The organism is Paenibacillus pasadenensis DSM 19293, from assembly GCF_000422485.1.
Lineage (GTDB): Bacteria > Bacillota > Bacilli > Paenibacillales > Paenibacillaceae > Paenibacillus_O > Paenibacillus_O pasadenensis.
In genome coordinates, this window is sequence record NZ_KE383848.1 from 192,019 (window position 1) to 214,094 (window position 22,076).

Annotated in this window: 18 protein-coding genes; 15 read left to right on the forward strand and 3 right to left on the reverse strand. The window is 65.6% G+C overall.

Going from position 1 to position 22,076, the window contains the following annotated elements; genetic code table 11:
• Nucleotides 1-111 precede the first annotated feature (111 nt).
• Nucleotides 112-975 carry a helix-turn-helix domain-containing protein gene (locus tag H582_RS0113465; protein ID WP_052333241.1) on the reverse strand — a complete coding sequence of 288 codons (864 nt, stop codon included), beginning with the start codon at nucleotides 973-975 and terminating at the stop codon, nucleotides 112-114.
• Between the two features lie 396 nt (nucleotides 976-1,371).
• Between H582_RS0113465 and H582_RS0113470 the strand changes: the two genes are divergently transcribed.
• The 6 genes from H582_RS0113470 to H582_RS27575 all read left to right on the forward strand — a co-directional run bounded on the left by H582_RS0113470 (nucleotide 1,372) and on the right by H582_RS27575 (nucleotide 8,625).
• Entirely contained in the window at nucleotides 1,372-2,751 is a 1,380-nt protein-coding gene (locus H582_RS0113470; RefSeq protein WP_052333242.1) for a glycoside hydrolase family 30 protein, read from the forward strand.
• Between the two features lie 71 nt (nucleotides 2,752-2,822).
• Nucleotides 2,823-4,169 (forward strand): GH1 family beta-glucosidase, encoded by a 1,347-nt coding sequence (locus H582_RS0113475; RefSeq protein WP_028598928.1) that lies wholly within the window; start codon nucleotides 2,823-2,825, stop codon nucleotides 4,167-4,169.
• Nucleotides 4,170-5,306: a glycosyltransferase family 2 protein gene (locus tag H582_RS0113480; RefSeq protein WP_084137261.1), complete on the forward strand. Its 1,137-nt coding sequence runs from the start codon at nucleotides 4,170-4,172 to the stop codon at nucleotides 5,304-5,306.
• Between the two features lie 119 nt (nucleotides 5,307-5,425).
• Complete coding sequence (locus tag H582_RS0113485; RefSeq protein ID WP_028598930.1) at nucleotides 5,426-6,853, forward strand: undecaprenyl-phosphate glucose phosphotransferase; 1,428 nt, start codon at nucleotides 5,426-5,428, stop codon at nucleotides 6,851-6,853.
• Nucleotides 6,843-7,838 carry a glycosyltransferase family 2 protein gene (locus H582_RS0113490; RefSeq protein WP_084137263.1) on the forward strand — a complete coding sequence of 332 codons (996 nt, stop codon included), beginning with the start codon at nucleotides 6,843-6,845 and terminating at the stop codon, nucleotides 7,836-7,838. Before H582_RS0113485 ends, H582_RS0113490 begins: the two co-directional genes overlap by 11 nt.
• Nucleotides 7,839-7,893: 55 nt before the next feature.
• On the forward strand, nucleotides 7,894-8,625 hold the full coding sequence (locus H582_RS27575) for a serine/threonine protein kinase (protein ID WP_228551739.1): 732 nt from the start codon (nucleotides 7,894-7,896) through the stop codon (nucleotides 8,623-8,625).
• 61 nt (nucleotides 8,626-8,686) lie between these two features.
• Here H582_RS27575 and H582_RS0113500 read toward each other — a convergent pair whose 3' ends face one another.
• Together H582_RS0113500 and H582_RS0113510 are read right to left on the reverse strand one after the other, a co-directional pair.
• The gene (locus H582_RS0113500; RefSeq protein ID WP_028598932.1) at nucleotides 8,687-9,328 is read right to left on the reverse strand and encodes a DsbA family oxidoreductase; all 642 of its coding nucleotides are present in this window, start codon (nucleotides 9,326-9,328) and stop codon (nucleotides 8,687-8,689) included.
• Nucleotides 9,329-9,689: 361 nt separating this feature from the next.
• Nucleotides 9,690-9,956: a hypothetical protein gene (locus tag H582_RS0113510; RefSeq protein ID WP_028598934.1), complete on the reverse strand. Its 267-nt coding sequence runs from the start codon at nucleotides 9,954-9,956 to the stop codon at nucleotides 9,690-9,692.
• A 114-nt stretch (nucleotides 9,957-10,070) separates the two neighbouring features.
• On the opposite strand from H582_RS0113510, the gene H582_RS0113515 reads away from it, so the two are divergent.
• From H582_RS0113515 to H582_RS0113555, 9 genes are all read left to right on the forward strand, one after another.
• Complete coding sequence (locus H582_RS0113515) at nucleotides 10,071-10,943, forward strand: DUF72 domain-containing protein (RefSeq protein WP_028598935.1); 873 nt, start codon at nucleotides 10,071-10,073, stop codon at nucleotides 10,941-10,943.
• 308 nt (nucleotides 10,944-11,251) lie between these two features.
• Complete coding sequence (locus H582_RS31950) at nucleotides 11,252-12,583, forward strand: LacI family DNA-binding transcriptional regulator (RefSeq protein ID WP_028598936.1); 1,332 nt, start codon at nucleotides 11,252-11,254, stop codon at nucleotides 12,581-12,583.
• Entirely contained in the window at nucleotides 12,576-14,480 is a 1,905-nt protein-coding gene (locus H582_RS27585; protein WP_052333243.1) for a cache domain-containing sensor histidine kinase, read from the forward strand. The genes H582_RS31950 and H582_RS27585 overlap by 8 nt, the downstream gene beginning before the upstream one ends.
• A complete protein-coding gene (locus H582_RS0113530) occupies nucleotides 14,473-15,984 on the forward strand; it encodes a response regulator (protein ID WP_028598937.1) in 1,512 nt (503 codons plus the stop codon). Before H582_RS27585 ends, H582_RS0113530 begins: the two co-directional genes overlap by 8 nt.
• A 638-nt stretch (nucleotides 15,985-16,622) precedes the next feature.
• Nucleotides 16,623-17,501, forward strand: a complete 879-nt coding sequence (locus H582_RS0113535; RefSeq protein ID WP_028598938.1) for a carbohydrate ABC transporter permease — start codon at nucleotides 16,623-16,625, stop codon at nucleotides 17,499-17,501.
• A gap of 3 nt (nucleotides 17,502-17,504) precedes the next feature.
• Nucleotides 17,505-18,341: a carbohydrate ABC transporter permease gene (locus tag H582_RS0113540; protein WP_028598939.1), complete on the forward strand. Its 837-nt coding sequence runs from the start codon at nucleotides 17,505-17,507 to the stop codon at nucleotides 18,339-18,341.
• Between the two features lie 40 nt (nucleotides 18,342-18,381).
• Complete coding sequence (locus tag H582_RS0113545; protein ID WP_052333244.1) at nucleotides 18,382-19,365, forward strand: glycoside hydrolase family 113; 984 nt, start codon at nucleotides 18,382-18,384, stop codon at nucleotides 19,363-19,365.
• On the forward strand, nucleotides 19,366-20,580 hold the full coding sequence (locus H582_RS0113550) for an AGE family epimerase/isomerase (RefSeq protein ID WP_028598941.1): 1,215 nt from the start codon (nucleotides 19,366-19,368) through the stop codon (nucleotides 20,578-20,580). It abuts the gene before it with no gap.
• A gap of 124 nt (nucleotides 20,581-20,704) precedes the next feature.
• Nucleotides 20,705-22,027, forward strand: coding sequence for an ABC transporter substrate-binding protein (locus H582_RS0113555; protein WP_028598942.1), 1,323 nt, complete (start codon nucleotides 20,705-20,707; stop codon nucleotides 22,025-22,027).
• The last annotated feature ends 49 nt before the right edge of the window (nucleotides 22,028-22,076 follow it).

Here is a 22,076-nt window from a genome sequence, read left to right on the forward strand (position 1 = left end):
GGCATCCGGCATCCGGCATGTGGAAGCCGGCATCAGGTACCCGGCATCAGGTACCCGGCATCCGGATGCCGGGTACCTGATGATGTCGGAGAAAAAACGCGCGATGAATCCCTACTCCCGCCTCCGGTAAGCCCCGGGCGGCACGCCGTACTTTTCCCGGAACACCCGGTGGAAGTAGGTGTAGCTGCCGAAGCCCGCCTCGTCGGCGATCTGCTCGAGCGTGAGCTGGCTGCCGGCCATGAGCCGCAGCGCCAGCGCGAGCCGGACCTGCTGCGCGTACTGCATGATCGAGCCGCCGGTCTCCTGCTTGAACAGATGCACGGCGCGCGTCTTGCTGATGCCGACATGGGCCGCCGCCTCGTCGAGCGTGAACGCCCGCGTCGCGTGGGCTTCGACGAAGTGCTTGAGCTTCATCGCGAGCAGCGCGCCCGGACCGCCTTTGGCCGGCGCTTCGCGGATCGCGCGCTCCAGCAGCAGGCACAGCGCCTGCAGCAGCGCCGACAGGATCTCGGGGCTGCCCCCGTCGAGGCGCCGGCTCTCCAGCGCGAGCTGATGCCAGATGCCCTGGATCTTGCCGTCGTCGGCGATCCGGGCGCGGCGCGGGCGTGCTTCCTGCTGCCACCAGCGGTCGAGCCACGACCCGGTCGCCATGAAATAATAATCCGCGCTCGCTCCGTGGCCGGGCTCATCCCCACCAGGGACGATGTCGATCTCATACGCCTCGCCCGGCGGAAAAAGCAGCAGCTCCCCCGGCAGCACGGTCTCCATCCGGCCGCCCAGCAGGACGGACGCCTGGCCTTCGATCTGCAGACGGAACAGATAGCACTCGAGCCCGCCGCGCATCGACTGCTGGAACGGCTGCTCATGCCGCGAATAGTCGCACAGGACGATAGACACCGCGGGCGCATCCGCAGGCGCCAGCGGCTTGACCGCAGGCGCGCCGGGAGCCGGGAGCGGTCCGTTGTACCAGGACATGGCGGGCAGCCACCTTTCTCAGGTAGGATTGGAGCGCCGAGCCGCGAGCGGCTTCAGGCTGGGGAATGCGGCGGCAGGCAAGGGCGTGGACGCGGAATCATCCGGTCGACCCTCTCTGGAATCGGTGGACGCCGTCGGACGAGAGGCCGTCGAAAGGATCCGTCCGGCCTGGGTCATAGCCGCATCTGCGCGAGCTCTCCTTCCAGACGGCGCAAGCCGGGAATTTGTTTTGGACAAGGCTTATTCAGTATAGCCGATCCAGATGAATCCCAGATGAACGGCGGCGAGATTCTTCGAGATGACCAGATCGTTGAGGTTCCTAGCCAGATTGTTTCTACAAAGGATAAGGGCTCTCCTTTTATAATAAGGGCATAGGTTGAGGAAAGGATGAGCCCGATGAACGAGCAGGCTGCAAGCGCATTCTTAACGACGGAGGCCGGAACGATCCGTCTCGTGCAGACCGCGAAAGACACCGGCGAACGGCTCGCCGAGCAGCCACGGCTGAGCTTCCGCGCCGACGAGAACGGCCACGAGAGCCAACTGATCAACATTTACGACGACATCTCCTACCAGACGATCGAAGGCTTCGGCGGAGCGCTGACAGAGGCGTCTGCCGTGACGATCGCCAAGATGAGCCCGGCCCGCCAGCAGGAGATCATCGACGCGTACTTCGATCCGGAAAAGGGCATCGGATACACGCTCTGCCGCTCGCATATCCAGAGCTGCGACTTCTCCCTCGGCAACTATGCCTATGTGGAGGACGGCGACGACGAGCTCGCCACGTTCACGGTCGAGCATGACCGCGAGCAGATCCTGCCGCTCATCCGCCGCGCGGCTCAGAAGGCCGGCCGCGAGTTCAAGCTGTTCTCCTCGCCGTGGAGCCCGCCTCCGTTCATGAAGACGAACGGCCAGATGAACCAGGGCGGCCAGCTGAAGCCGGAGTACCGCCAGGCGTGGGCCGACATGTTCGTGAAGTACGTGCAGGCGTACGAGGCGGAAGGCGTCAAGATCTGGGCGCTCAGCGTGCAGAACGAGGCCAAGGCGGTGCAGACCTGGGATTCCTGCGTGTATACGGCCGAGGAGGAAAAGGACTTCGTGCGCGACCATCTCGGTCCCGCGCTGCAGCAGGCTGGCTACGGCCACATCAAGGTGATGATCTGGGACCACAACAAGGAGCGCGTCTATGAGCGCGCGGTCGCCGCTTTCACCGACCCGGAAGCGTCGAAGCAGATCTGGGGCATCTGCTTCCACTGGTACTCCGGCGACCACTTCGAGGCGCTCTCGGCGGTGCATGACCGCTTCCCGGACAAGGCGCTGTTCTTCAGCGAGGGCTGCCAGGAGGGCGGCGTCCAGCTCGGCTCCTGGGCGACCGGCGAGCGCTACGGCCACGACATCCTCGGCAACCTGAACCACTGGACGACGGGCTGGACCGACTGGAACATCGTGCTCGACGAGCGCGGCGGTCCGAACCATGTCGGCAATTTCTGCGACGCGCCGATCATCGCCGACACGACGACCGACGAAATCACTTATGAAAGCTCGTTCTACTACATCGCGCATTTCAGCCGCTACATCCGTCCCGGCGCGGTCCGCATCGGCAGCTCCCGCTACACCGACAAGCTGGAGCAGACGGCGTTCCGCAATCCGGACGGCACGATCGCACTCGTCGTGCTGAACCGCACCGACGCCGAGCTGCCGTACGTCGTGCGCCATCGCGGCCAGCTGGCCGACAGCTCGATTCCGGCGCACGCGATCCAGACGCTGCTGTTCCGCTAGCCCGTTCGGACTTCGTCCGCAGAAGAAGCCCGGCACTGCGGCATCAACCTACTTGATCAGGAGGAATTCCTATGGCACGCATTTCTTTCCCGAAAGACTTCGTCTGGGGCACGGCGACCGCCTCGTACCAGATCGAGGGCGCTTATGACGAGGACGGCCGCGGCCTGTCCATCTGGGACACGTTCGCCCGCACGCCCGGCAAGGTCGTGAACGGGGACACCGGCGACGTCGCCTGCGACAGCTACCATCGCTACGAGGAGGACATCGCGCTGCTCAAGCAGCTCGGCGTGAAGTCCTACCGCTTTTCCATCGCCTGGCCGCGCATCTTCCCGCAGGGCACGGGCGAGGTCAACGAGAAGGGTCTGGACTACTACCGCCGCGTCATCGACGGCCTGATCGCCGCCGGCATCGAGCCGGCCGTGACGCTCTACCACTGGGACCTGCCGCAGGCGCTGCAGGACAAGGGCGGCTGGGACAACCGCGAGACGATCGATGCGTTCCTGGCGTATGCGGAGATCGTGTTCAAGGCATTCGGCGACAAGGTGAAGTCGTGGATCACGTTCAACGAGACGTGGTGCGTCTCGTTCCTCTCGAACTTCATCGGCGTGCACGCTCCGGGCCACACCGACCTGCAGCTGGCGACGAACGTCGCGCATCATTGCCTTGTGGCGCACGGCCGCGCCGTGCAGCTGTACCGCAGCCTGAACCTGCCGGGCCAGATCGGCACGACGCACAACCTGAGCTGGTCCGAGCCGTATACGACGCGGCCGGAGGACGTGGAGGCGGCGCGCCGCTCGCGCGCCTGGGGCAACGAGTGGTTCCTCGAGCCGACGCTGAAGGGCTCCTACCCGCAGTTCATGGTCGAGTGGTTCCGCGGCAAGGGCATCGAGGTGCCGATCCTCGAAGGCGACATGGAGACGATCGGACAGCCGATCGACTTCATCGGCGTGAACTTCTACACCGGCGGCTACACGCGCTACAAGAAGGACAGCGGGCTGTTCGACAGCGAGGACGTGCAGGTCGGCTTCGACCAGACGTTCATCGGCTGGAACGTATACCCGGAGGCGCTGTACAAGGTGCTGAGCTGGCTGCATGAGGAGTACGGCGACATCCCGATCTACATCACGGAAAACGGCGCCTGCACCGACGACCATGTGGCCGAGGACGGCGGCGTGCACGACGCCCAGCGCGTCGACTACTACCGCAAGCACTTCATCCAGTGCCAGCGCCTCATCGACTCCGGCGTGCCGCTCAAGGGCTACTACGCCTGGTCGCTTCTCGACAACTTCGAATGGGCCGAAGGCTACGCGAAACGCTTCGGCATCGTCCATACCGATTACGAAACACTGGAACGCACGCCGAAAGACAGTTATTATTTTATACAGAAGGTCATTTCGGAAGGCGGGTTCGACGTTTAAATGAACATCCAGGATTCGGCGGCGCAGGCGTCGCCGTCTCCGGACAAGGGCGGCAGCGGGGCCTCGCAGGGCTCCGCTGCCGCTTCTGTCCGGGCGACAGTGAGCGTGCATATCGTGACATACAACAGCGTGGACGACATCGAGGGCTGCCTCGCCTGCGTCCGCGCCCAGAGCTACCCGATCGAAAAGATCGTCGTGCTGGACAACGCGTCCGACGACGGCACCCCGGAGCTCCTCGGCCGCATCGGCGAGGGGCTCGACGTCGTGCTCAGCCCGGTGAACACCGGGTTCGCCGGAGGGCAGAACCGGGCGCTCGCGCGTTCGGACGCCGACTATGCGCTCGTGCTCAACCCGGACGTGCGGCTGCATCCGGATTATGTGCGGCGGCTCGTCGAGCGTCTGGAGCGCCGCCCGGAGGCGGGCAGCGCGACGGGCATGCTCGTGCGGCAGCCGGCAGAGGGGCTGGCCGGCGCCGGGCGCAACGGTGCCCCTGGCATGGGGGTCGCCGAGGGCGGAATTGCGGCGCCGGGCGCGGCCGGCGACGGGGAATCGCCGCCGGCGGTCCAAGCCTGGCTGGACCGCCTGCCGGCGGAGGCGCTCATCGACAGCACCGGGCTGGCGATGGACGCGGCGCGCCAGGCGCGCGACCGCGGCGCCGGCGAGCCTGCGTCCGCCTGGCTGGAGGCCGGCGAGACGTTCGGCGTCTCCGGCGCGGCGGCGCTGTACCGCCGAAGCATGATCCGGCATGTCTCCCTCGGCGGGGAGTTTTTCGACGAGACGTTTTTTGCCTATAAGGAGGACGTCGACGTCGCCTGGCGCGCCCGCCGGCTCGGCTGGGTCGCGCTCTACGCGCCGGATGCCCGCGCGCTGCACGCGCGCGGCTGGAAGGAGGGCGGACGGACGTCGGTGTCGGCCTTCGTCCGCCGGCATTCCTATCAGAACCGCTTCTACACGCTCGTCAAGAACGAGCGCGAGTGGAGGCGGCTGCCGGCGATCGCCGCGATCGAACTCGCCAAATTCGGGTATATCCTGCTCAGGGAGCGCGATCTGCTCCGCTGCTGGCCGGAGATCATGCGGAGGCTGCCGGAGATGCGCGCGAAGCGGCGCGAGCTGCGCAGCCGGCCGGGACGCGGGTGAAATCCATTCTTTTCTAGCAACATTTTGTTGCAACTCTCGTCTAACGAATAGATGGGAGTCTCCTTTTTTGGTACAATGTGAGAGAAAAGAACGACTATATTGCACGAGCGGTGATGCGAATGCTTCGAAGAAACCAGCGTTTTCTGACGCAAATGTACGTGCTGTCCGATCTGGCGGTCATGCTCGGCCTGTTCCTGGGCGCCTACTGGATCAAATTTCATAGCGGGCTGCTCGTCTACTACAATACCGTGCCTCTCAAAACTTATCTGGTATGGAGCACCGTCTACGCGTTCGCGGCCGTGCTGATCGGCTTCTATACGAGCTTCTACACGCCCAAGCGGCGCAAGAAGTTCTCCCATGACCTGCTCAAGATCTTCCAGGTGCAGACGCTGAGCCTGCTGCTGCTGCTCAGCCTGCTGTTCATCACCAAGGAAGTGCATATCTCCCGCGAGTTCCTGGCGATCTTCTTCGCCTTCAACCTCGTCGGGCTGGGGCTTTACCGCTACGCGCTGAAGCGGACGCTGACCGTGCTGCGCCGCCGCGGCCTCAACAAGCGCTACGTGCTCATCCTCGGGGCGGGCAGCGTCGGCCGCAGCTTCCATGACCAGCTGAGCCTGTACCCGGATCTCGGCTACGAGGCGTACGGCTTCCTCGACGACTTCCACGAGGAGCACGACGCGGCCGTGCTGCGCCGATACGCGGGACGCCCGCTTGCGCCGATCGTCGGCCGGCTGGACGAGCTGGAGCGGCTGCTCGCGGACAATCCGACGATCGACGAGGTCATCCTGGCGCTGCCGCTCGAGGCGCATTCCAAGTACGGCGAGCTCATCCAGACCTGCGAAAAGGCCGGGGTGAAGACGCTGATCATCCCGGACTACTTCGACCTGCTGCCGGCCAAGCCGTTCTTCGACAACTTCGCCGGCATGCCGCTCATCAACATCCGCGACGTGCCGCTCGACGAGATGGGCAACCGGATCGCCAAGCGCACGTTCGACATCGTCTTCTCGCTGACGGCGCTGATCGCGCTCTCGCCGGTCATGCTGCTGATCGCCCTCGGCATCAAGCTGACGTCGCCGGGACCGGTGCTGTTCCGCCAGGAGCGGGTCGGCCTGAACCGCCGTTCGTTCGCGATGCTCAAGTTCCGCTCCATGCGGGTGAGCACGGACGCGGACGCGAGCCGCACCTGGACGGTGGAGAACGATCCGCGCCGCACGCGCTTCGGCACGTTCCTGCGGAGCACGAGCCTCGACGAGCTGCCGCAGTTCCTCAACGTGCTGCGCGGCGAGATGAGCGTCGTCGGCCCGCGGCCGGAGCGCCCGTTCTTCGTCGACCAGTTCCGCGAGGAGATTCCGCGCTACATGGTCAAGCACCACATCCGTCCCGGCATTACGGGCTGGGCGCAGACGAACGGCCTGCGCGGCGACACGTCGATCGACGAGCGCATCCGCCACGATCTGTTCTACATCGAGAATTGGAGCTTCTTCTTCGATATCCGGATTATTTTCAAGACCGTGCTGAAAGGACTCATCCATAAAAATGCATACTGAAATCCAGCAGACTCCGGGCGGCATCCGCTCCCCGGAAGCGCCTGGTTCCGAAGCAGCCGGCCCCGTGCCGGCTGCTTCTGTAGGGGACCGGGTATCCGTCATCATTCCGACGCGCAACGCCGGGCCGGACCTCGAGGAGCTGCTGTCGCGGCTCTCGCGGCAGACGCTGCCGCCGTACGAAATCATCGTCATCGACACGGAGTCGACCGACGGCACGCCCGAGCGGGCGATTCGCGCCGGCGCCCGCCTGCTGTCGATCGCCCGCTCGGAATTCGACCATGGCGGAGCGCGCAACCGGGCGGCCGCCGTGGCAAGCGGCTGCATCCTGCTGTTCATGACGCAGGACGCGATGCCCGCCGACGAGCGGCTCGTCGAGCAGCTCGCCCGCTCCGTCGGAGATCCGGGCGTCGGCTACGCCTACGCCCGCCAGCTGGCCCGGCCGGAGGCCGACCTGCTGGAGCGCATGTCGCGGGAGCATAATTACCCGGCGCAGTCGAGGCTCAAGAGCCGCGAGGACCTGTCCGAGCTCGGGCTCAAGACGTTTTTCTGCTCCAACGTCTGCGCGGCGACGCGCCGCGAGACGTTCCGGACGATGGGGGGATTCGCGGAGCCGACCTTTTTCAACGAGGATCTGTTCCTGGCCGGGCGCATGGTGCTGAAGGGCTACCGCATCGCCTACAACGCGGAGGCGCAGGTCGTCCACTCCCACGCCTATACGCCGGGGCAGCAGTTCAAGCGATTTTACGACAACGGCACGTCGATGGCCGAGCAGGCGTGGATCCTGCCGTATGCCGGCGTCGGCAAGGAAGGCTCGTCGCTCGTCAAGGCGCAGCTGAAGGCGCTGGCGCAAGAAGGGCAATGGGGAAAAATGCCGCGGCTGGTGGCGGACAACGCCGCCAAGCTGATCGGCTACAAGCTCGGCATCCATCATCGGCGCCTGCCGGAGCGGCTGAGGCGGGCGTTCAGCATGTACCGTCCGGGCTGAGGACGCCCGTGACGCTCGCAAGGGCGCCGGGAGCGGAGAAGAAGGAGCGTTGGCGATGGAAGAAGACATGAGGGAGCGGCATGCGGCGCGCATCCAAGGCGAGCTGCTGCCTGGCTTGGATGTCGTCAGCGTGAAGAGCTGGGAGCCGGTGCAGGTGCGGCGCGCGCCGCAAGGGTGGAAGACGCTCGGCTGCGGCAATTATGCCGCCGTCTTCGCCTATCCGGGCGACAGCCGGCTGGCGGTCAAGGTGTACGCGCCCGGCCGGGACGGCTGGGAGGCGGAGCGGCAGGTGTACCGTCTGCTTGGCGAGCACCCGGCGTACGGCCGCTGCTTCGCCTCCGGCGAGCATGGCGGCAAGCGCTGGCTGCTGCTGAGGCGGCTGCACGGCAAGACGCTGTACGACTGCCTGCTGCAGGGCGTGCCGATTCCGGAGCAGGCGATCCGCGACGTGGACGCCGCGCTCGACTATGCGGTCAGCCGGGGGCTGCGGCCTCACGACGTGCACGGAAAAAACGTCATGGTGCAGGACGGACGGGGCATCGTCATCGACGTCTCGGATTTTCTCAAGCAGGAGAGCTGCGAGATGTGGAGCGACTTGAAGCGGGCCTATCGCTATGCGTACAAGCCGCTGCTCGGGCGCAAGCCGTTCCCGGTGCCCGGCTGGGCGATGGACGGCCTGCGCTCCGCTTATCGTCGAATCCGCCGCCGGAGCAAGGAGCAGCCATGCCGCGATGTCCTGGACGAGACAAAAGCCCCTCCGGACGGAGGGGCTGTGTCGAAGCCATGAGCCGAGGCGGCTGCGCAGGGGGACTGCGTCGCCGCTCTTAGGTGCTGGCGGCAGGAAGCGGCTAGCCGAGCAGCTGGCCGAGCCTCCGCAGCAGAAGCAGCAGCTCGGAGTGGGGATAGGCGCCGGAGAGGGCGTACTGCCCTTCGAAAACGAACAGCGGCACGCCGCCCTGGCCGATCCGGCGGCCGAGCTCCAGCATCGCCTCCATCTCCACCCGTCCGTCGCCCTGCTCGAGCCGGTCGGCCAGTCCGTCGGCCTCCCAGCCGGCCGCTGCTCCGGCTTGAGCGACGATCTCCAGCTCGCCGATGTTCTCGCCTTCCTCGAAGTAGCGCCGGGACAGCTCGTCCACGAACGGGCCTTGCGCGGCGGCGGGCGTCAGCGCCAGCGCCTGATGGGCGAGGCGCGTCGAGGGCAGCGTGGCGATGCGCTCGAAGCGAAAGTCGAGGCCGACCGCCTGGCCGTCGCGCGCGACATGGCGCAGCGTGCGGGTGAGCGCGGCCTGGCCGCCCCCGAGGCGCTGGGCCATCGCCTCGCGGAAAGGCAATCCTTCCGGCGGCACGGAGGGATGAAGCAGGTACGGACTGAAGCGGACGGATGCCTCTCGGCCTTCCGGAGGCTGCCACTCTCGCAGCGCCAGCTCGAGATGGCGGCGCCCGATGCGGCACCAAGGGCAGAGAAGGTCATGGTAGACTTCGATGAGCAAGGGCGGCCTCCTTTCCCGGGGCCGGCGGCCCGCGATCGTTCCTTCTAGTATGAACCAAGCGGACGGCGGCTTCAATGCTTGGCCGCCCGGAAGGTGCGCGAGCGGCGTCATGCGGGCTCGTCTGGCCTGCTTGTGAGCGTCGGGTCAGCGGGGACGGGAGGGCAGACGCCGTTGGCGTCGTTCCTGCCGGTCGAATCGAGAGGCGCAGCGGCAGACAAGCGCAAAAAGACCCCGAAGCCCGCCGCCGTAAAGCGGTGGACGAGGTCCTTTTGCCGCTGGAGCCCGGTTCGGAACCGGGACTCCGCCATCCGATAAGCGATTGCTGCCGGAAGCCGGACTGCGGAAGGAGCGCGGCGCGGACTCAGCCGGTCTCTTCCTCGTACGCCTCCAGCAGCTCCCGGCCTTGCTCCAGCTGCTTGCGCAGGACGAGCAGCCGCAGATGGCCGTCCTCCTCCGCGGTGCGCGTGCGCACGCCGTTGCTCTTCAGATGCGCCTCCAGCCGGTACAGCTTGTCGATCCTCGCCTTGCTCTCGCTGCGCAGCAGCGTCCAGCGCTTGCCGGACGCGATCGCCGCGTACACGACCGCGCCCGCCGCCAGTACGATGATCGCCGCCCATACATACGTCATCCGATGCACCACCTCGATCGATAGGGATCCGTCCTACACGGTTATTCTATTCCGGTAGAGGGTCCAGACATGACAACGCTCTGCCGCCAGGCGGAATGGAAGGAGGAGAGGCCTATGATTACGATCGGACTTGCCGGCTGGGGCGACCACGACTCGCTGTACCGGACGCGGGAGGCGGCCAAGGCCAAGCTCGCCGCATACAGCCGGCTGTTCGGCACCGTCGAGGTGGACAGCAGCTTTTATGCCGTCCAGCCGCAGCGCAACATGGAGAAATGGACAGCCGAGACGCCGGAGGACTTCCGCTTCGTCGTCAAGGCGTACCAGGGCATGACCGGGCATAGCCGCGGGGCGATTCCCTATCCGGACGAGGAGGCGATGTTCGCCGACTTCAAGCTGGCGCTGACGCCGATGCGGGAGAGCGGCAAGCTGAGCTGCGTGCTGTTCCAGTATCCGCCGTGGTTCGCCTGCACGCGCGAGAGCGTCGAGACGCTGCGCAAGGCGAAGCGGCTCATGGAGGACATTCCGTGCGCGCTGGAATTCCGCCATCAAAGCTGGTTCGTGCCGCAGATGCGGGAGCGCACGCTCGGCTTCATGCGCGAGGAAGGCTGGCGCCACAGCGTCTGCGACGAGCCGCAGGCGGGCGAGGGCTCGATCCCGATCGTCGAGGCCGCCACGGACGAGAGCCATACGCTCGTCCGCATGCACGGCCGCCACGCGGAGGGCTGGCATTCCTCCGGACAGCCGAACTGGCGCGAGGTGCGGTACTTGTACCGCTACAGCCGCCAGGAGCTGGAGGAATGGGCGGAGCGGCTGCGCCGGCTGGAGGCGCAGAGCCGGACGGTGGAGGTCATTTTCAACAACAACTCCGGGGGAGACGCCGCGGACAACGCCCGCGAGCTGATGGCGCTGCTCGGCCAGACGCCGCCGCCGATTCCCGAGGAGCCGCCGGAGCGCGATCCCGGGGTGGAGCAGCTGGAGCTGTTCTGAGGCGGGGGCGGTTTGCTCGGGCATCGGCTTCGAGGACAGGAGGGAGGAAGGCTCTCGGCATGATTTTGCCGAGAGCCTTTTTTCGTCGCCCTTGCGGCTGGCTGAGACGCTGCGGCGGACTGGGCGTAGTTTGACGAGGGGGCTGTCCGGGCAAGCTGGAGTCTGTCGCATGAGCTTTCGGCACGGCGGAGCAGGCAGGTCTATACGAAGCTGCTATCCTGTGTTATCCTATGTGCCAGTTGTTAGCGCTTGCAACGCTAACGGGAGCTAACAAACCTAACAAAACGGACGGCTTAGGAGGGATCTACATGGCGGAACGAGTCACGATGCAGGACATCGCCGATTATGTCGGGATGTCCAAATTCGCCGTCTCCAAGGCGCTTTCCGGCAAGGGCGGCGTCAAAGCGGAGACGCGCGAGCGGATCATCAAGGCGGCGATCCAGCTCGGCTACCGCTTTCCGCCCAAGGCAGCAGAAGGAGCGGAAGCAAATTCGAGATGGCCGGGAGCCTCCGGCGCGGGCAAGGGCGATGGCGAGGACCTGGCGCGAAGCTGGCCGTTCGGCCCAGCTGCCGCCATGGGCCATCCAGAGCCGTCCGGCGCCTCCGCTGCCGGCGGCCTGCCGCGCGGAGCCTCCGGCAGCGGCCAAGCATCCGGCGCCGCTGCCATCGGCGGCCAGCCGGGAGTGCCCGGCTTCCCCGCCGGCGAGGCGGGCCGCTTTTCGCCGGCGAGCTCCCGCGCGGCCTCGAACCCGGCCATGACGCAAGCCGCGTCGGACGGGCTCGGCAGCCAGGTGATCATCCTCGTGCCCAACGTGCGCTTCCAGACGCGGCTGTCGTACTATTGGGGACGCATCATCGAAGGCGTGCAGGAGGAGCTGGAGGAACGCGGCATCGGCTCGATCCTCATCACCGAGCAGGGCACGACGCGCTTCTCCTCCCTCATCAATCCCCGCGGCGTCATGGGGCTCGTCGGCGTCGGGTTCATCTCCTATCCGGTGCTGCTGGAGATCCGCAACCTCGGCATCCCGACGGTGCTCATCGACCACGAGGAGCCGCTCGTGCCGACGGACGTGCTGTCGATGAACAACTTCGAGTGGATGCGCCGCGTAGCCAAATATCTCTTCGGACTCGGCCACCGGCGGCTGCAGTTCGTCGGCAACCTGACCTACTCGCGCAGCTTTTACGACCGCTGGTTCGGCTTCCGCGCGATGATGGAGGAGCATGGCCTCAGCACGGACGGGCAGCATGACGGCCTGCTGACCGTGCGCGGGCACAACCGCTCCGAGATGACCGAGGCGCTGGAGCCGATGCTGCAGGAGCTGCGCCGCGAGGGAAGGATGCCGACGGCGTTCGCCTGCGCCAACGACTCGATCGCGATCTGCATCATGACGATCCTCGCGCGCATGGGCGTGTCCGTGCCGGAGGACGTTTCGGTCGCCGGATTCGACGACATCGAGGACGCGGCGCTGTCGAGCCCGACGCTGACGACGGTGCATGTGCACAAGCACGGCATGGGCCGGCGCGCGGTCGAGGCGCTGCTGCGCCGCGTGCAGCAGCCGTCGAGCCCGGTCGAGAAGGTGCTGCTGACGGGCGAGCTCGTCATCCGCGCCTCTACAGGAGCGGCGCGCGCCGATGGCTAGGCTCTGGAGCGCGCTGCGCCAGCAGCTGGAGCCGCTGCTGCATCGGCTGGAGACGAGGCTGCTGCTCGTCTACTTCCTGCTCGTGCTGCTGCCGATCGCCGTCATCACCTACGTGTCGGCTTCGCACAACTTTGCGACGATCGAGCAGAACACGGTCACCTACGCCTCTCAGGTATCGGACCGGATGCTGAACTCGCTCGACGATTACATCCACGACATGAAGCAGATCGCCATCATTCCCGCCTATCTCGACGAGATCCAGAGCGGGCTCGAGCGGTCCAACCAGTTCTACGCCACGCGCGCGAGCGAAGGGGGCGGCGCGGACCCGTGGCTCGAGGCGGGGCTCAAGCTCAGCATCCAGCGCGAGGTGGAGAGCAGCATCTATTTCATGAATAACCTCAAGAAAGGCTCCAGCAACGTCTATCTGTTCGACCGGCAAGGCAATCCTTATACGGCGGTCAAGAGCGGAGGCGTGCGCAGCGACCTGAAGGAGGTGTACGAGCGCTGGCGCCAGCTGGCCGAGCCGAAGAACGGCACGCCGGTGCTCGTCAGCACGCAGGCGGTCACGAGCAGCGCGAACAGCAGCAAGCAGTACGTGTTCACCGTCGTCCGCGACATCATCACGACGTCGTTCCGCTCGGTCGGGCTGATCGCCGTCGACGCCAACATCAGCGTCATCGAGGACATGGTGCGCGACCTGGACGAGGCGACGCGCGGCACGACGATCATCGCCGACGAGGGAGGCACGGTCATCTACGACAGCGAGAAGCGCTACCTGGCGGAAAACCTCGGCTCGGCGCCGCTGCTCGCCGAGGCGCGGGGCAGCGCGGGCAGCTACCGCACCTCGGTCGACGGCGAGGAGCAGCTCGTCATCTACCGGCAGTCGCCGGACACCGGCTGGAAGCTGCTCATCACGATCCCGCAGCGGCATCTGGTCGAGGACGCGGTGCGCAACCGCAACTTCAGCCTGATCGCCGCCGGCGTCGCGATGGCCGCGGCGATGGCGCTGACCGTCGTGCTCATCCTGGCGCTGACCAAGCCGCTGCGCTCGCTCGTCAGCCTCATGAAGCAGGTGCAGGGCGGCAACTTCGAGGTCAGCTTTCCGGTGCGCCGGCGGGACGAGGCGGGCATGGCCGGCCAGGCGTTCAACCGCATGATCGCCCGCACGCGGGAGCTGATCGACAACATCTACCGGATCGAGCAGCGCAAGACCGAGGTGCAGCTGGAGAACCTGCAGCGGCAGATCAACCCGCACTTCATCTACAATACGCTGGAATCGATCCGCATGACGGCCGTGCTGAGCGACGCCGACGAGGTCGGGCGGATGGTGCAGCTGCTCGGCGAGCAGCTGCGCTACAGCCTGCATGCCGGCTCCGCCGCCGTGCCGGCCCAGCGCGAGTGGGAGCATCTGGAGCAGTACGTCGAGCTGATGAACTACCGCTACGGCGGCGAGCGCTTCCGGCTGACGCTGAGCGCCGAGGCGCGAGCGGCGGACGCGAGCGTCATGAAGCTGATTTTCCAGCCGATCGTGGAAAATGCCGTGCTGCACGGCTACGACGACTCGCGCGAGCGGCTGACGATCGAGATCGACAGCTGGATCGAGGGCATGGACCGGGTCGTGCGCATCCGCGACGACGGCCGCGGCATGCAGCCGGAGGTGCTCGCCCGCGTGCGGGCCGAGCTGGCGTCGGCCGCGGCCCCTTTGGACGAGGAGTCCGGCGGCATCGGGCTGCGCAACGTGCAGGAAAGGCTGCAGCTGCGCTACGGCCCGGGCTACGGGCTGCAGCTGGCCAGCGAGCCGGGCGCCGGCACGACCGTCACGATGAGGATTCCCCAGATTCAGGCTATGGACGCTCCGGCAGAAGGAGAGAAGAGAGGAGAGGGAGCCGATGCTTAAGGTCGCCGTCGTGGACGACGAGGAGAAGATCCGCCTCGGCCTGGCGAAAATCATCGAGCGCACCGGCCCGTACGAAGTTGTCGGCGTCTGGGCGAGCGCGCGCGAGGCGCTCAGCAACCTTGACGCCTCCGGGGCGGAGCTGCTCATCACCGACATCCGCATGCCGCAGATGGACGGGCTGCAGCTGATCGACGAGCTGCGGGAGCGCGGCAGCCAGATCGCGGTCGCCGTGCTGAGCGGCTACAACGACTTCGCCTACGCGCGCGAGGCGCTGCGCGGAGGAGTGGAGGACTATCTGCTCAAGCCGGTCAACCAGGACGAGCTGGCGCGGCTGCTTGAGCGCATCGCCGAGAAGGTCGGCGTGTCGCGCAGCCGTCAGCCGCTGCATGCGGAAGCGCTCATCGAGCTGCTGCTCGCCGCCGATGCGAAACGCATCCCGGAGCCGGTCATGCAAACGGCCTGCGCCCAGCTCGACGAGCTCGGCTCCATCCGCGGCATGTATGCGTTCGTCGTGCTGCACGCCGCGCCGATGCCGGACGGCGAGCGGATTGCCGAGGCGCTGGCGGCGCTGCGGCGCGAGCATCGCCTGCTGCTGCGCGAGGCCGGCCCGCCGGCCGTGCTGCTCGCGCTCCGGCACGGCGACCACGCCGACACGCCGCGCGAGCTCGCCGTCACGCTGCTCGGCCGGCTGCCGCTATCGGCCGAGCCGAGGGGCGGCATCAGCGGCGTGCACTCCGGCGCCGCCGCGCTCGCGCGCGCCTACGGCGAGGCGGAGGCGGCGCTGCTGCAGGCGTGGTATGCCGGCAGCCCTGCCGGCACGGCCGTATCCGCGGCCGCTTCGACGCCGGGCCGCATGCCGGCGGCCGCGCAGATGCCCGGCGCCGCGCGGCCCGACGAGCAGGAGCTGCGCGCCGTGCTGCAAGCCGCCGATCTGGAACGCGCCGCCGCCATCGCCGAGGAGTGGCTGGGCGCGGCGGAGCAGCGCCGCCTGAGCTGGGCGGAGCTGGATGCCGCCGCCGCCACGCTGCTCGGCGTGCTGGACGACAGCCTCGCGGGCCAGCCTGGTCCGCAGCCGGGCAGTCGGCCGCAGCCGATCCGCAGCCGCAGCTGGGACGCTTATGCGGCCGCGCTGCGCCAGGAGCTGCAGCAGCGGCTGGCGCTGCTCGGCGAGCTGAAGCATCAGAGCCGCGCGGTCGAGGCGGTCAAAGCTTATTTGCAGGAGCATTATGCCGATGAGCTGGACCTGCAGCGGCTGGCCGAGCTCGTCCATCTGACGCCGAGCTATCTGAGCAAGCTGTTCCGCAGCGAGACAGGCGAGACGATTACCGACTATGCGATTTCCGTGCGGATCGAGGTCGCCAAGCGGCTGCTCAAGGACCGCCCCGAGCTGAAGACCTATGAGGTGGGCGAACGGTCCGGCTACGCGGACCCCGCGTATTTCACCAAGGCGTTCAAGCGCGTCACGGGCAAGACGCCGAAGGAGTACCGGGACAGCGCGCGCTAAGCGGCGGTCGCTGCGCAAAAGAAGCTGCGCGGCGAGCGTCCGCAAGCGGCAGTCGCCTCAAGTATGCAAACAGTAGGAGTTAACCTTGCAAAGACCCTGGATGGGACAGGCGAAGCCTCCCTATACGGGGTCTGTTTACATATACGGTCAAACTTTGCGATTTCAAAACACGTTCCAGTTCCAGTCGATTCGAACGAAGTAAAAATGGGTTCGTGGCAAATCAGGTCAACCGGCATCCTCTCCGCGCCACCCGCAACTGCAAGCCGCCTCGTGGGAGCGCTGCCGGTTCGCTGATGCTGCCAGATTCTAACGACTTAGCAGGCGTCGTCAGCTTTTGTGAGGGGCAGCTATAGAGCGCCTAACGAGCTGATTCGTCGTAAGCTTTCGCAGCCGCCGATGCTGCCGCGCTTGCCGCGAAGCTACTCGGCCGAGCCGCCTATTCTGCAGCCGCGATGCCTCCGCTCCATCCCGATCTACAGCTAACAAACCACCCCGGCATGCTAACAGCCGCCTCCTGTTAGCACAATACAAGACAAAAAAACGAAACGCCGTCCATTCAGGACCCGCCGAGACGGGGCGTATAATGATAAGCACACTGAAAGCGGTCCCAACACCGGATGGAAAGCGAGGAACAACGGATGAACCAATTAAGCTATAAAGCGCAGCGGCGGCTGATCCTGTTCGGATTCCTGATCGTGCCCGTGGCGCTGTGCCTGACCTTCAGCTATTATCCGGCCGCGTCGCTGATCTACTACAGCTTCACGGACTGGACGGGAACCGGCTGGGACATGAACTGGGTCGGCCTGGACAACTACAAGCAGATCTTCACCGAGCCCGAGGTGTTCCTGGCGCTCAAGAACAACGCCTATTACTTCGTCGGCGGCCTGATCCAGGTGGCGCTGTCGCTCTGGTTCGCCGTCATCCTGACGAGCCGGCTCAAAGGCCGCTACGGCTTCCGCGTCATGCTGTTCCTGCCGTACGTGCTGCACAGCGTCGCGACGGTCATCATGTTCAAGAACGTGTACCACCTCGACTACGGCTCGCTCAACTCCCTGCTGCGGACGATCGGCCTGGAGTCGTGGCAGCAGAGCTGGCTCGGCAACCCGCATCTGGTCAACGTCTCGCTGGCGTTCATCTCGATGTGGAAGTACATGGGCCTGAACATGGTCATCTTCATCGGCGCGCTGCAGTCGATCCCGAGCGACCTGTACGAGGCCGGCTCGATCGACGGCGCCTCCGGCTGGCAGAAGTTCCGCTACATCACCGTGCCGAGCATCAAGAGCGTGCTCTCGCTCATGCTGCTGCTGACGCTGACCGGCGCGCTCGAGGCGTTCGACATCCCGTACATCATGATGCTCGGCGCGAACGGCACCTCGACCTTCGTCGTGCAGACCGTCGACACGGCGTTCAAGTACCAGAGCTTCGGCCTGGCCTCCGCGATGGCCGTCGTGCTGCTGATCATCGTCATTTTCTTCATCATCATCCAGCGCAAAGTGCTGTTCCGGGAGGAGAGGTAATCGATGGATACGACCAAAAGCCCGCCGCTCTTCACGGCGTTCAAGTACCTGACGCTGCTGCTCGCGCTGTTCGTCGTCTTCTTCCCGATCTACTCGGTGTTCGTCGGCGCGTTCAAAACCCAGGCGGAATTCTACCAGAGCTCCGCGCTGGCGTTCCCGGCCGATTTCTTCCACTTCGACAACTTCAAGCGCGTCTATGAGGTCGGCGATCTCGGGCTCGGCTTCCGCAACACGCTCGTCATCCTCGTCTGCGCGGTCGCCGGCAACGTCGTGCTCGGCACGATGGTCGCCTATGCGCTTGGCCGCTTCGACTTCAAGCTGAAGACGCCGATCATGGGCATGTACCTCGTCGCCCAGGTCATCCCGATGGTGACGACGCAGGTCGCGACGTTCAGCATCATCCAGAACCTCGGCCTGTACAACACGATGGGCGCGCCGATCCTGCTCTACCTGGGCGCGGACGTGCTGCAGATCGTCATCTACCTGCAGTTCGTCAACAGCATCCCGAAGGATCTCGACGAAAGCGCGATGATCGAGGGGGCGTCGCTGTTCCGCATCTACCGCTCGATCATCTTCCCGCTGCTCGGCCCTGCGACGGCGACGCTCGTCATCCTCAAGACGATCTCGATCTACAACGACTTCTACACGCCGTACCTGTACATGCCGTCGCAGAAGCTCAAGGTCGTCTCGACCGCGATCTATTCGTTCGTCGGACCGAACGCGGCGCAGCTCAACGTCATCTCGGCGGGCATCCTCATCATCTTCATCCCGACCGTCGTGCTGTTCCTGTTCCTGCAAAAATACATCTTCGCCGGCGTCACGAACGGCGCGGTGAAATAAGAAGCGGCTTCTCGGCCGCGCCACAAGGAGGCTTCATCCGATGACGACACAAGCGAAGGCGGCCGGTTCGGCCGCCGCAGCGGCAGAGCTCGGCTACATCGCCGGCATGACCTGGGGCTGGACCGGCGTGCGAGGCACGTGGGAAGGGCCGGAGGCCGACTTTTCCCTGAGCGAGATGGCCAAGCTGAACGTCGGCTGGACCGCCGTCACGCTCGGCGCCCTGCAGGCGACCGCGCAATCGACGGAGATCGAGTATTGGAACGAGCCGACGGTCGCCGACGACGAGGTGCGCAGCGCGATCCGCCGCGCCAAGGCGCTCGGGCAGAAGGTCTGCCTGAAGCCGGTCGTCAACGTCGCCGACGGCACCTGGCGGGCGCACATCAACTTTTTCGACATGGATATCCCCGGCGAGCCGACCTGGGGCCAGTGGTTCGAGTCGTATGCGCGCTTCATCCTCCACTATGCGGACATCGCTCGCGAGGAAGGCTGCGAGATGCTGTGCATCGGCTGCGAGATGGTGCAGGCCGACAAGCGCGAGGCCGAGTGGCGAGCGCTGATCGCCCAGGTGCGCGAAGCCTACTCCGGCCTCGTCACCTACAACTGCGACAAGTACCAGGAAGGCAACGTCAAGTGGTGGGACGCGGTCGACCTCATCTCCTCCAGCGGCTATTATCCGATCGACCAGTGGGAGGAGCAGCTGGACCGCATCGAGGCGGCGGTCGCGCCGTATGGCAAGCCGTTCTTCTTCATGGAGGCGGGCTGCCCGAGCCGCGACACGTCGCCGGCGCGGCCGAACGACTGGTCGTTGGCCGGCCGCCCGGACGGAGAGGCGCAGCGCGCCTACTACGAAGCGATGTTCGGGGCTTGCGGCCGGCGCGAGTGGGTGCGCGGCTTCGTGCTCTGGGACTGGCCGGCGCGGCTGTACGCGGCGCCGGACGCGGCGGCGAACGACGACTACTGCATGTACGGCAAGCCCGCGGCGCAGACGGTGAAGGACTTTTACGGCAGCAGGAGGGAAGGCTGAATGGACAAGCAGGCATGGCTGCATGAGCTGCAGCAGGAGCTGCAGGACAACATCCTCGGCTTCTGGCAAACGCATGCGCTCGACGAGCTTCATGGCGGCTTCATCGGCGAGATGGACAGCTCCGGCAAGGTGAATCCCGAGGCGGACAAGTCGCTCGTGCTGAACGCGCGCATCCTGTGGACGTTCGCGGCGGCGCATCGGCGCACGAAAAATCCGCAGCATCTGGCGCTGGCCGAGCGGGCGCTGGAGCAGCTGCGGACGGTGTTTTACGACGAGCTTCACGGCGGCTTCTACTGGATGGCGACGCCGGACGGACGGCCGAGCGAGGACAAGAAGCAGGTATACGGCCAGTCGTTCGTGCTGTATGCGCTGGCGGAGTATATGCTGGCGACGGGGAGCACGGCCGAGCTGCCGCTCGCCGAGGAGACGTACCGGCTGCTGGAGCGCTGGGCGCATGATCCGGTCCACCGGGGCTACATCGAGGCGCTCGCGCGCGACTGGAGCGAGACGGACGACCTCAGCCTGAGCGGCAAGGACCTGAACGAGCGCAAGTCGATGAATACGCATCTCCATGTGCTGGAAGGCTATACGAACCTTTATCGCGTCTGGCCCTCGGACGGACTGCGGGATCGGCTGCGCGAGCTGATCGAGCTTCATCTGGAGCGGATCCTCGACGGGGAGACGGGACATTTCAAGCTGTTCTTCGACGACGAGTGGAATTCGGCGACGCGCGACGTCAGCTACGGCCACGACATCGAGGGCAGCTGGCTGCTGTGCGAGGCCGCGGAGGCGCTCGGCGATCCGGAGCTGCTGAAGCAGACGGAGCGGGCGGCGCTGCAGATGGCCGAGGCGACGCTGCTTGAAGGCGTCGACGAGGACGGCGGCGTGTTCAACGAGCTGCATGAGGACGGGCGGCTCGACGACAGCAAGGACTGGTGGCCGCAGGCGGAGGCGATGGTTGGCTTCCTGAACGCCTTCCAGCTGAGCGGCGAGGAGCGTTATGTGCAGGCGGCCGAGCGCAGCTGGAGCTTCATCCGGCAGCATGTGCGGGACGAGGACGGCGGCGAATGGCATTGGCAGGTATCCCGCGACGGCCGGCCGGATCGGACCCAGGTCAAGATCGGCGCCTGGAAATGTCCGTACCATAACGGACGCGCCTGCCTGGAGGCGCTGCATCGTCTGGAATCGCTAACAAAGGAAGATGCGTTAGCATAATCGGAAACAAGAAATGACAATGGAGTTCATTTTTCGGCCTGGAGCCAGGCGGTACAATGGACTTGTAAGCGATAACAACATAGCGAACCGATAACCAATCCTTACGACTCAGGGGGAAAACGAGATGAAAAAACCGCTTCTGGTTACGATGACGGCAGTCCTGTCCCTGTCCATGCTGGCCGCTTGCGGCAGCAACAACAACGAGGGCAATGCGAATACGGCGGGCAATACGTCCGGCAGCGCGAATACGGCCGCGAACGAAGGCGGCTCCGGCGGCGAGGCGAAGCTGAGCGGCACAATCAAGATGCTGACGCACCGCACGGACTACATCAACGACGGCACGATGGAGCGCTACCTGAAGAAATTCCAGGAGAAGTATCCGGACGCGAAGGTCGAGTTCGAAGGACTGACCAACTACGCGACCGACATCAAGACGCGCCTGACGACGGGCGAGACGGGCGACGTGCTCATGATTCCGAGCGGCATGCCGGCCTCCGACCTGCCGAAGTACTTCGAGCCGCTGCCGGACAGCATGTTCGACGACGTCTACTTCGCCGACAACTCGGCGTTCGAGGGCAAGCGCTACGGCATCACGACCGGCGTCAACACGCAGGGCATCGTCTACAACAAAAAGGCGTTCGAAAAAGCCGGCATCGCCAAGGCGCCGACGACGCTTGACGAGCTGTATGACGCCGCCAAGAAGCTGAAGGAAGCCGGCATCATCCCGCTGTACATGAACTTCGGCGCGCAGTGGCCGATGGGCTCGTGGGGCGACGGCTCGGCGTTCTACGTGGCCGGCGACGCCGACCTGACGACCAAGATGGCCGCCGATCCGGCGCCGTTCCAGGAGGGCAACGCCTGGGGCATCCTGGCCAAGATCGGCCGCGACTTCATCAAGAACGGCTGGGTCGAGAAGGATCTGTACACGAACAACTGGGAAATGTCCAAAGGCGAGATCGCTTCCGGCAAGGCGGCGATGTACTTCCTCGGCAACTGGGTCATCCCGCAGGTCATCGGCGCCGGCGCGGCGTCCGAGGACATCGGCTTCGTGCCGTTCCCGTATGACAACAGCGGCAAGCTGAACGCTCCGCTCGGCGGCGACTACATGATGGGCGTGAGCGCGAACAGCAAGAACAAGGAGCTGGCGATCGCCTGGACGGACTTCTTCGTCAAGGAATCCGGCTACGTGGCCGACTCCGGCTTCATGCCGATCCTCAAGTCGGAGAAGGCGGAATCGCCGCAGCTGGCCGAGTTCCAAGCCGCGAACCCGACCTTCATCGAAGGGCTGCCGAACAATGACAAGTTCGCTGAGATCGCCAACAAGGCGCAGATCGGCATCGGCACGGGCAACTACATCCAAGATCTGCTCCTGTCCAAGGACCTGAAGGCTGGCCTGGATGAGCTGAACAAGAAATGGGCGAAAGCGAAGACGGATCTCGGGTATTAAGAGCTCCGAAAGAACGGAACCAAAAAGCAAGCAGCGGACCGCGCGGTCC

What these genes read in the sequence shown, in the direction of transcription:
- H582_RS0113465 (WP_052333241.1), bottom strand. Translation starts at nt 975, where the DNA reads ATGTCCTGGTACAACGGACCGCTCCCGGCTCCCGGCGCGCCTGCGGTC.
- H582_RS0113470 (WP_052333242.1), top strand. Translation starts at nt 1,372, where the DNA reads ATGAACGAGCAGGCTGCAAGCGCATTCTTAACGACGGAGGCCGGAACG.
- H582_RS0113475 (WP_028598928.1), top strand. Translation starts at nt 2,823, where the DNA reads ATGGCACGCATTTCTTTCCCGAAAGACTTCGTCTGGGGCACGGCGACC.
- H582_RS0113480 (WP_084137261.1), top strand. Translation starts at nt 4,170, where the DNA reads ATGAACATCCAGGATTCGGCGGCGCAGGCGTCGCCGTCTCCGGACAAG.
- H582_RS0113485 (WP_028598930.1), top strand. Translation starts at nt 5,426, where the DNA reads ATGCTTCGAAGAAACCAGCGTTTTCTGACGCAAATGTACGTGCTGTCC.
- H582_RS0113490 (WP_084137263.1), top strand. Translation starts at nt 6,843, where the DNA reads ATGCATACTGAAATCCAGCAGACTCCGGGCGGCATCCGCTCCCCGGAA.
- H582_RS27575 (WP_228551739.1), top strand. Translation starts at nt 7,894, where the DNA reads ATGGAAGAAGACATGAGGGAGCGGCATGCGGCGCGCATCCAAGGCGAG.
- H582_RS0113510 (WP_028598934.1), bottom strand. Translation starts at nt 9,956, where the DNA reads ATGACGTATGTATGGGCGGCGATCATCGTACTGGCGGCGGGCGCGGTC.
- H582_RS0113515 (WP_028598935.1), top strand. Translation starts at nt 10,071, where the DNA reads ATGATTACGATCGGACTTGCCGGCTGGGGCGACCACGACTCGCTGTAC.
- H582_RS31950 (WP_028598936.1), top strand. Translation starts at nt 11,252, where the DNA reads ATGGCGGAACGAGTCACGATGCAGGACATCGCCGATTATGTCGGGATG.
- H582_RS27585 (WP_052333243.1), top strand. Translation starts at nt 12,576, where the DNA reads ATGGCTAGGCTCTGGAGCGCGCTGCGCCAGCAGCTGGAGCCGCTGCTG.
- H582_RS0113530 (WP_028598937.1), top strand. Translation starts at nt 14,473, where the DNA reads ATGCTTAAGGTCGCCGTCGTGGACGACGAGGAGAAGATCCGCCTCGGC.
- H582_RS0113535 (WP_028598938.1), top strand. Translation starts at nt 16,623, where the DNA reads ATGAACCAATTAAGCTATAAAGCGCAGCGGCGGCTGATCCTGTTCGGA.
- H582_RS0113540 (WP_028598939.1), top strand. Translation starts at nt 17,505, where the DNA reads ATGGATACGACCAAAAGCCCGCCGCTCTTCACGGCGTTCAAGTACCTG.
- H582_RS0113545 (WP_052333244.1), top strand. Translation starts at nt 18,382, where the DNA reads ATGACGACACAAGCGAAGGCGGCCGGTTCGGCCGCCGCAGCGGCAGAG.
- H582_RS0113550 (WP_028598941.1), top strand. Translation starts at nt 19,366, where the DNA reads ATGGACAAGCAGGCATGGCTGCATGAGCTGCAGCAGGAGCTGCAGGAC.
- H582_RS0113555 (WP_028598942.1), top strand. Translation starts at nt 20,705, where the DNA reads ATGAAAAAACCGCTTCTGGTTACGATGACGGCAGTCCTGTCCCTGTCC.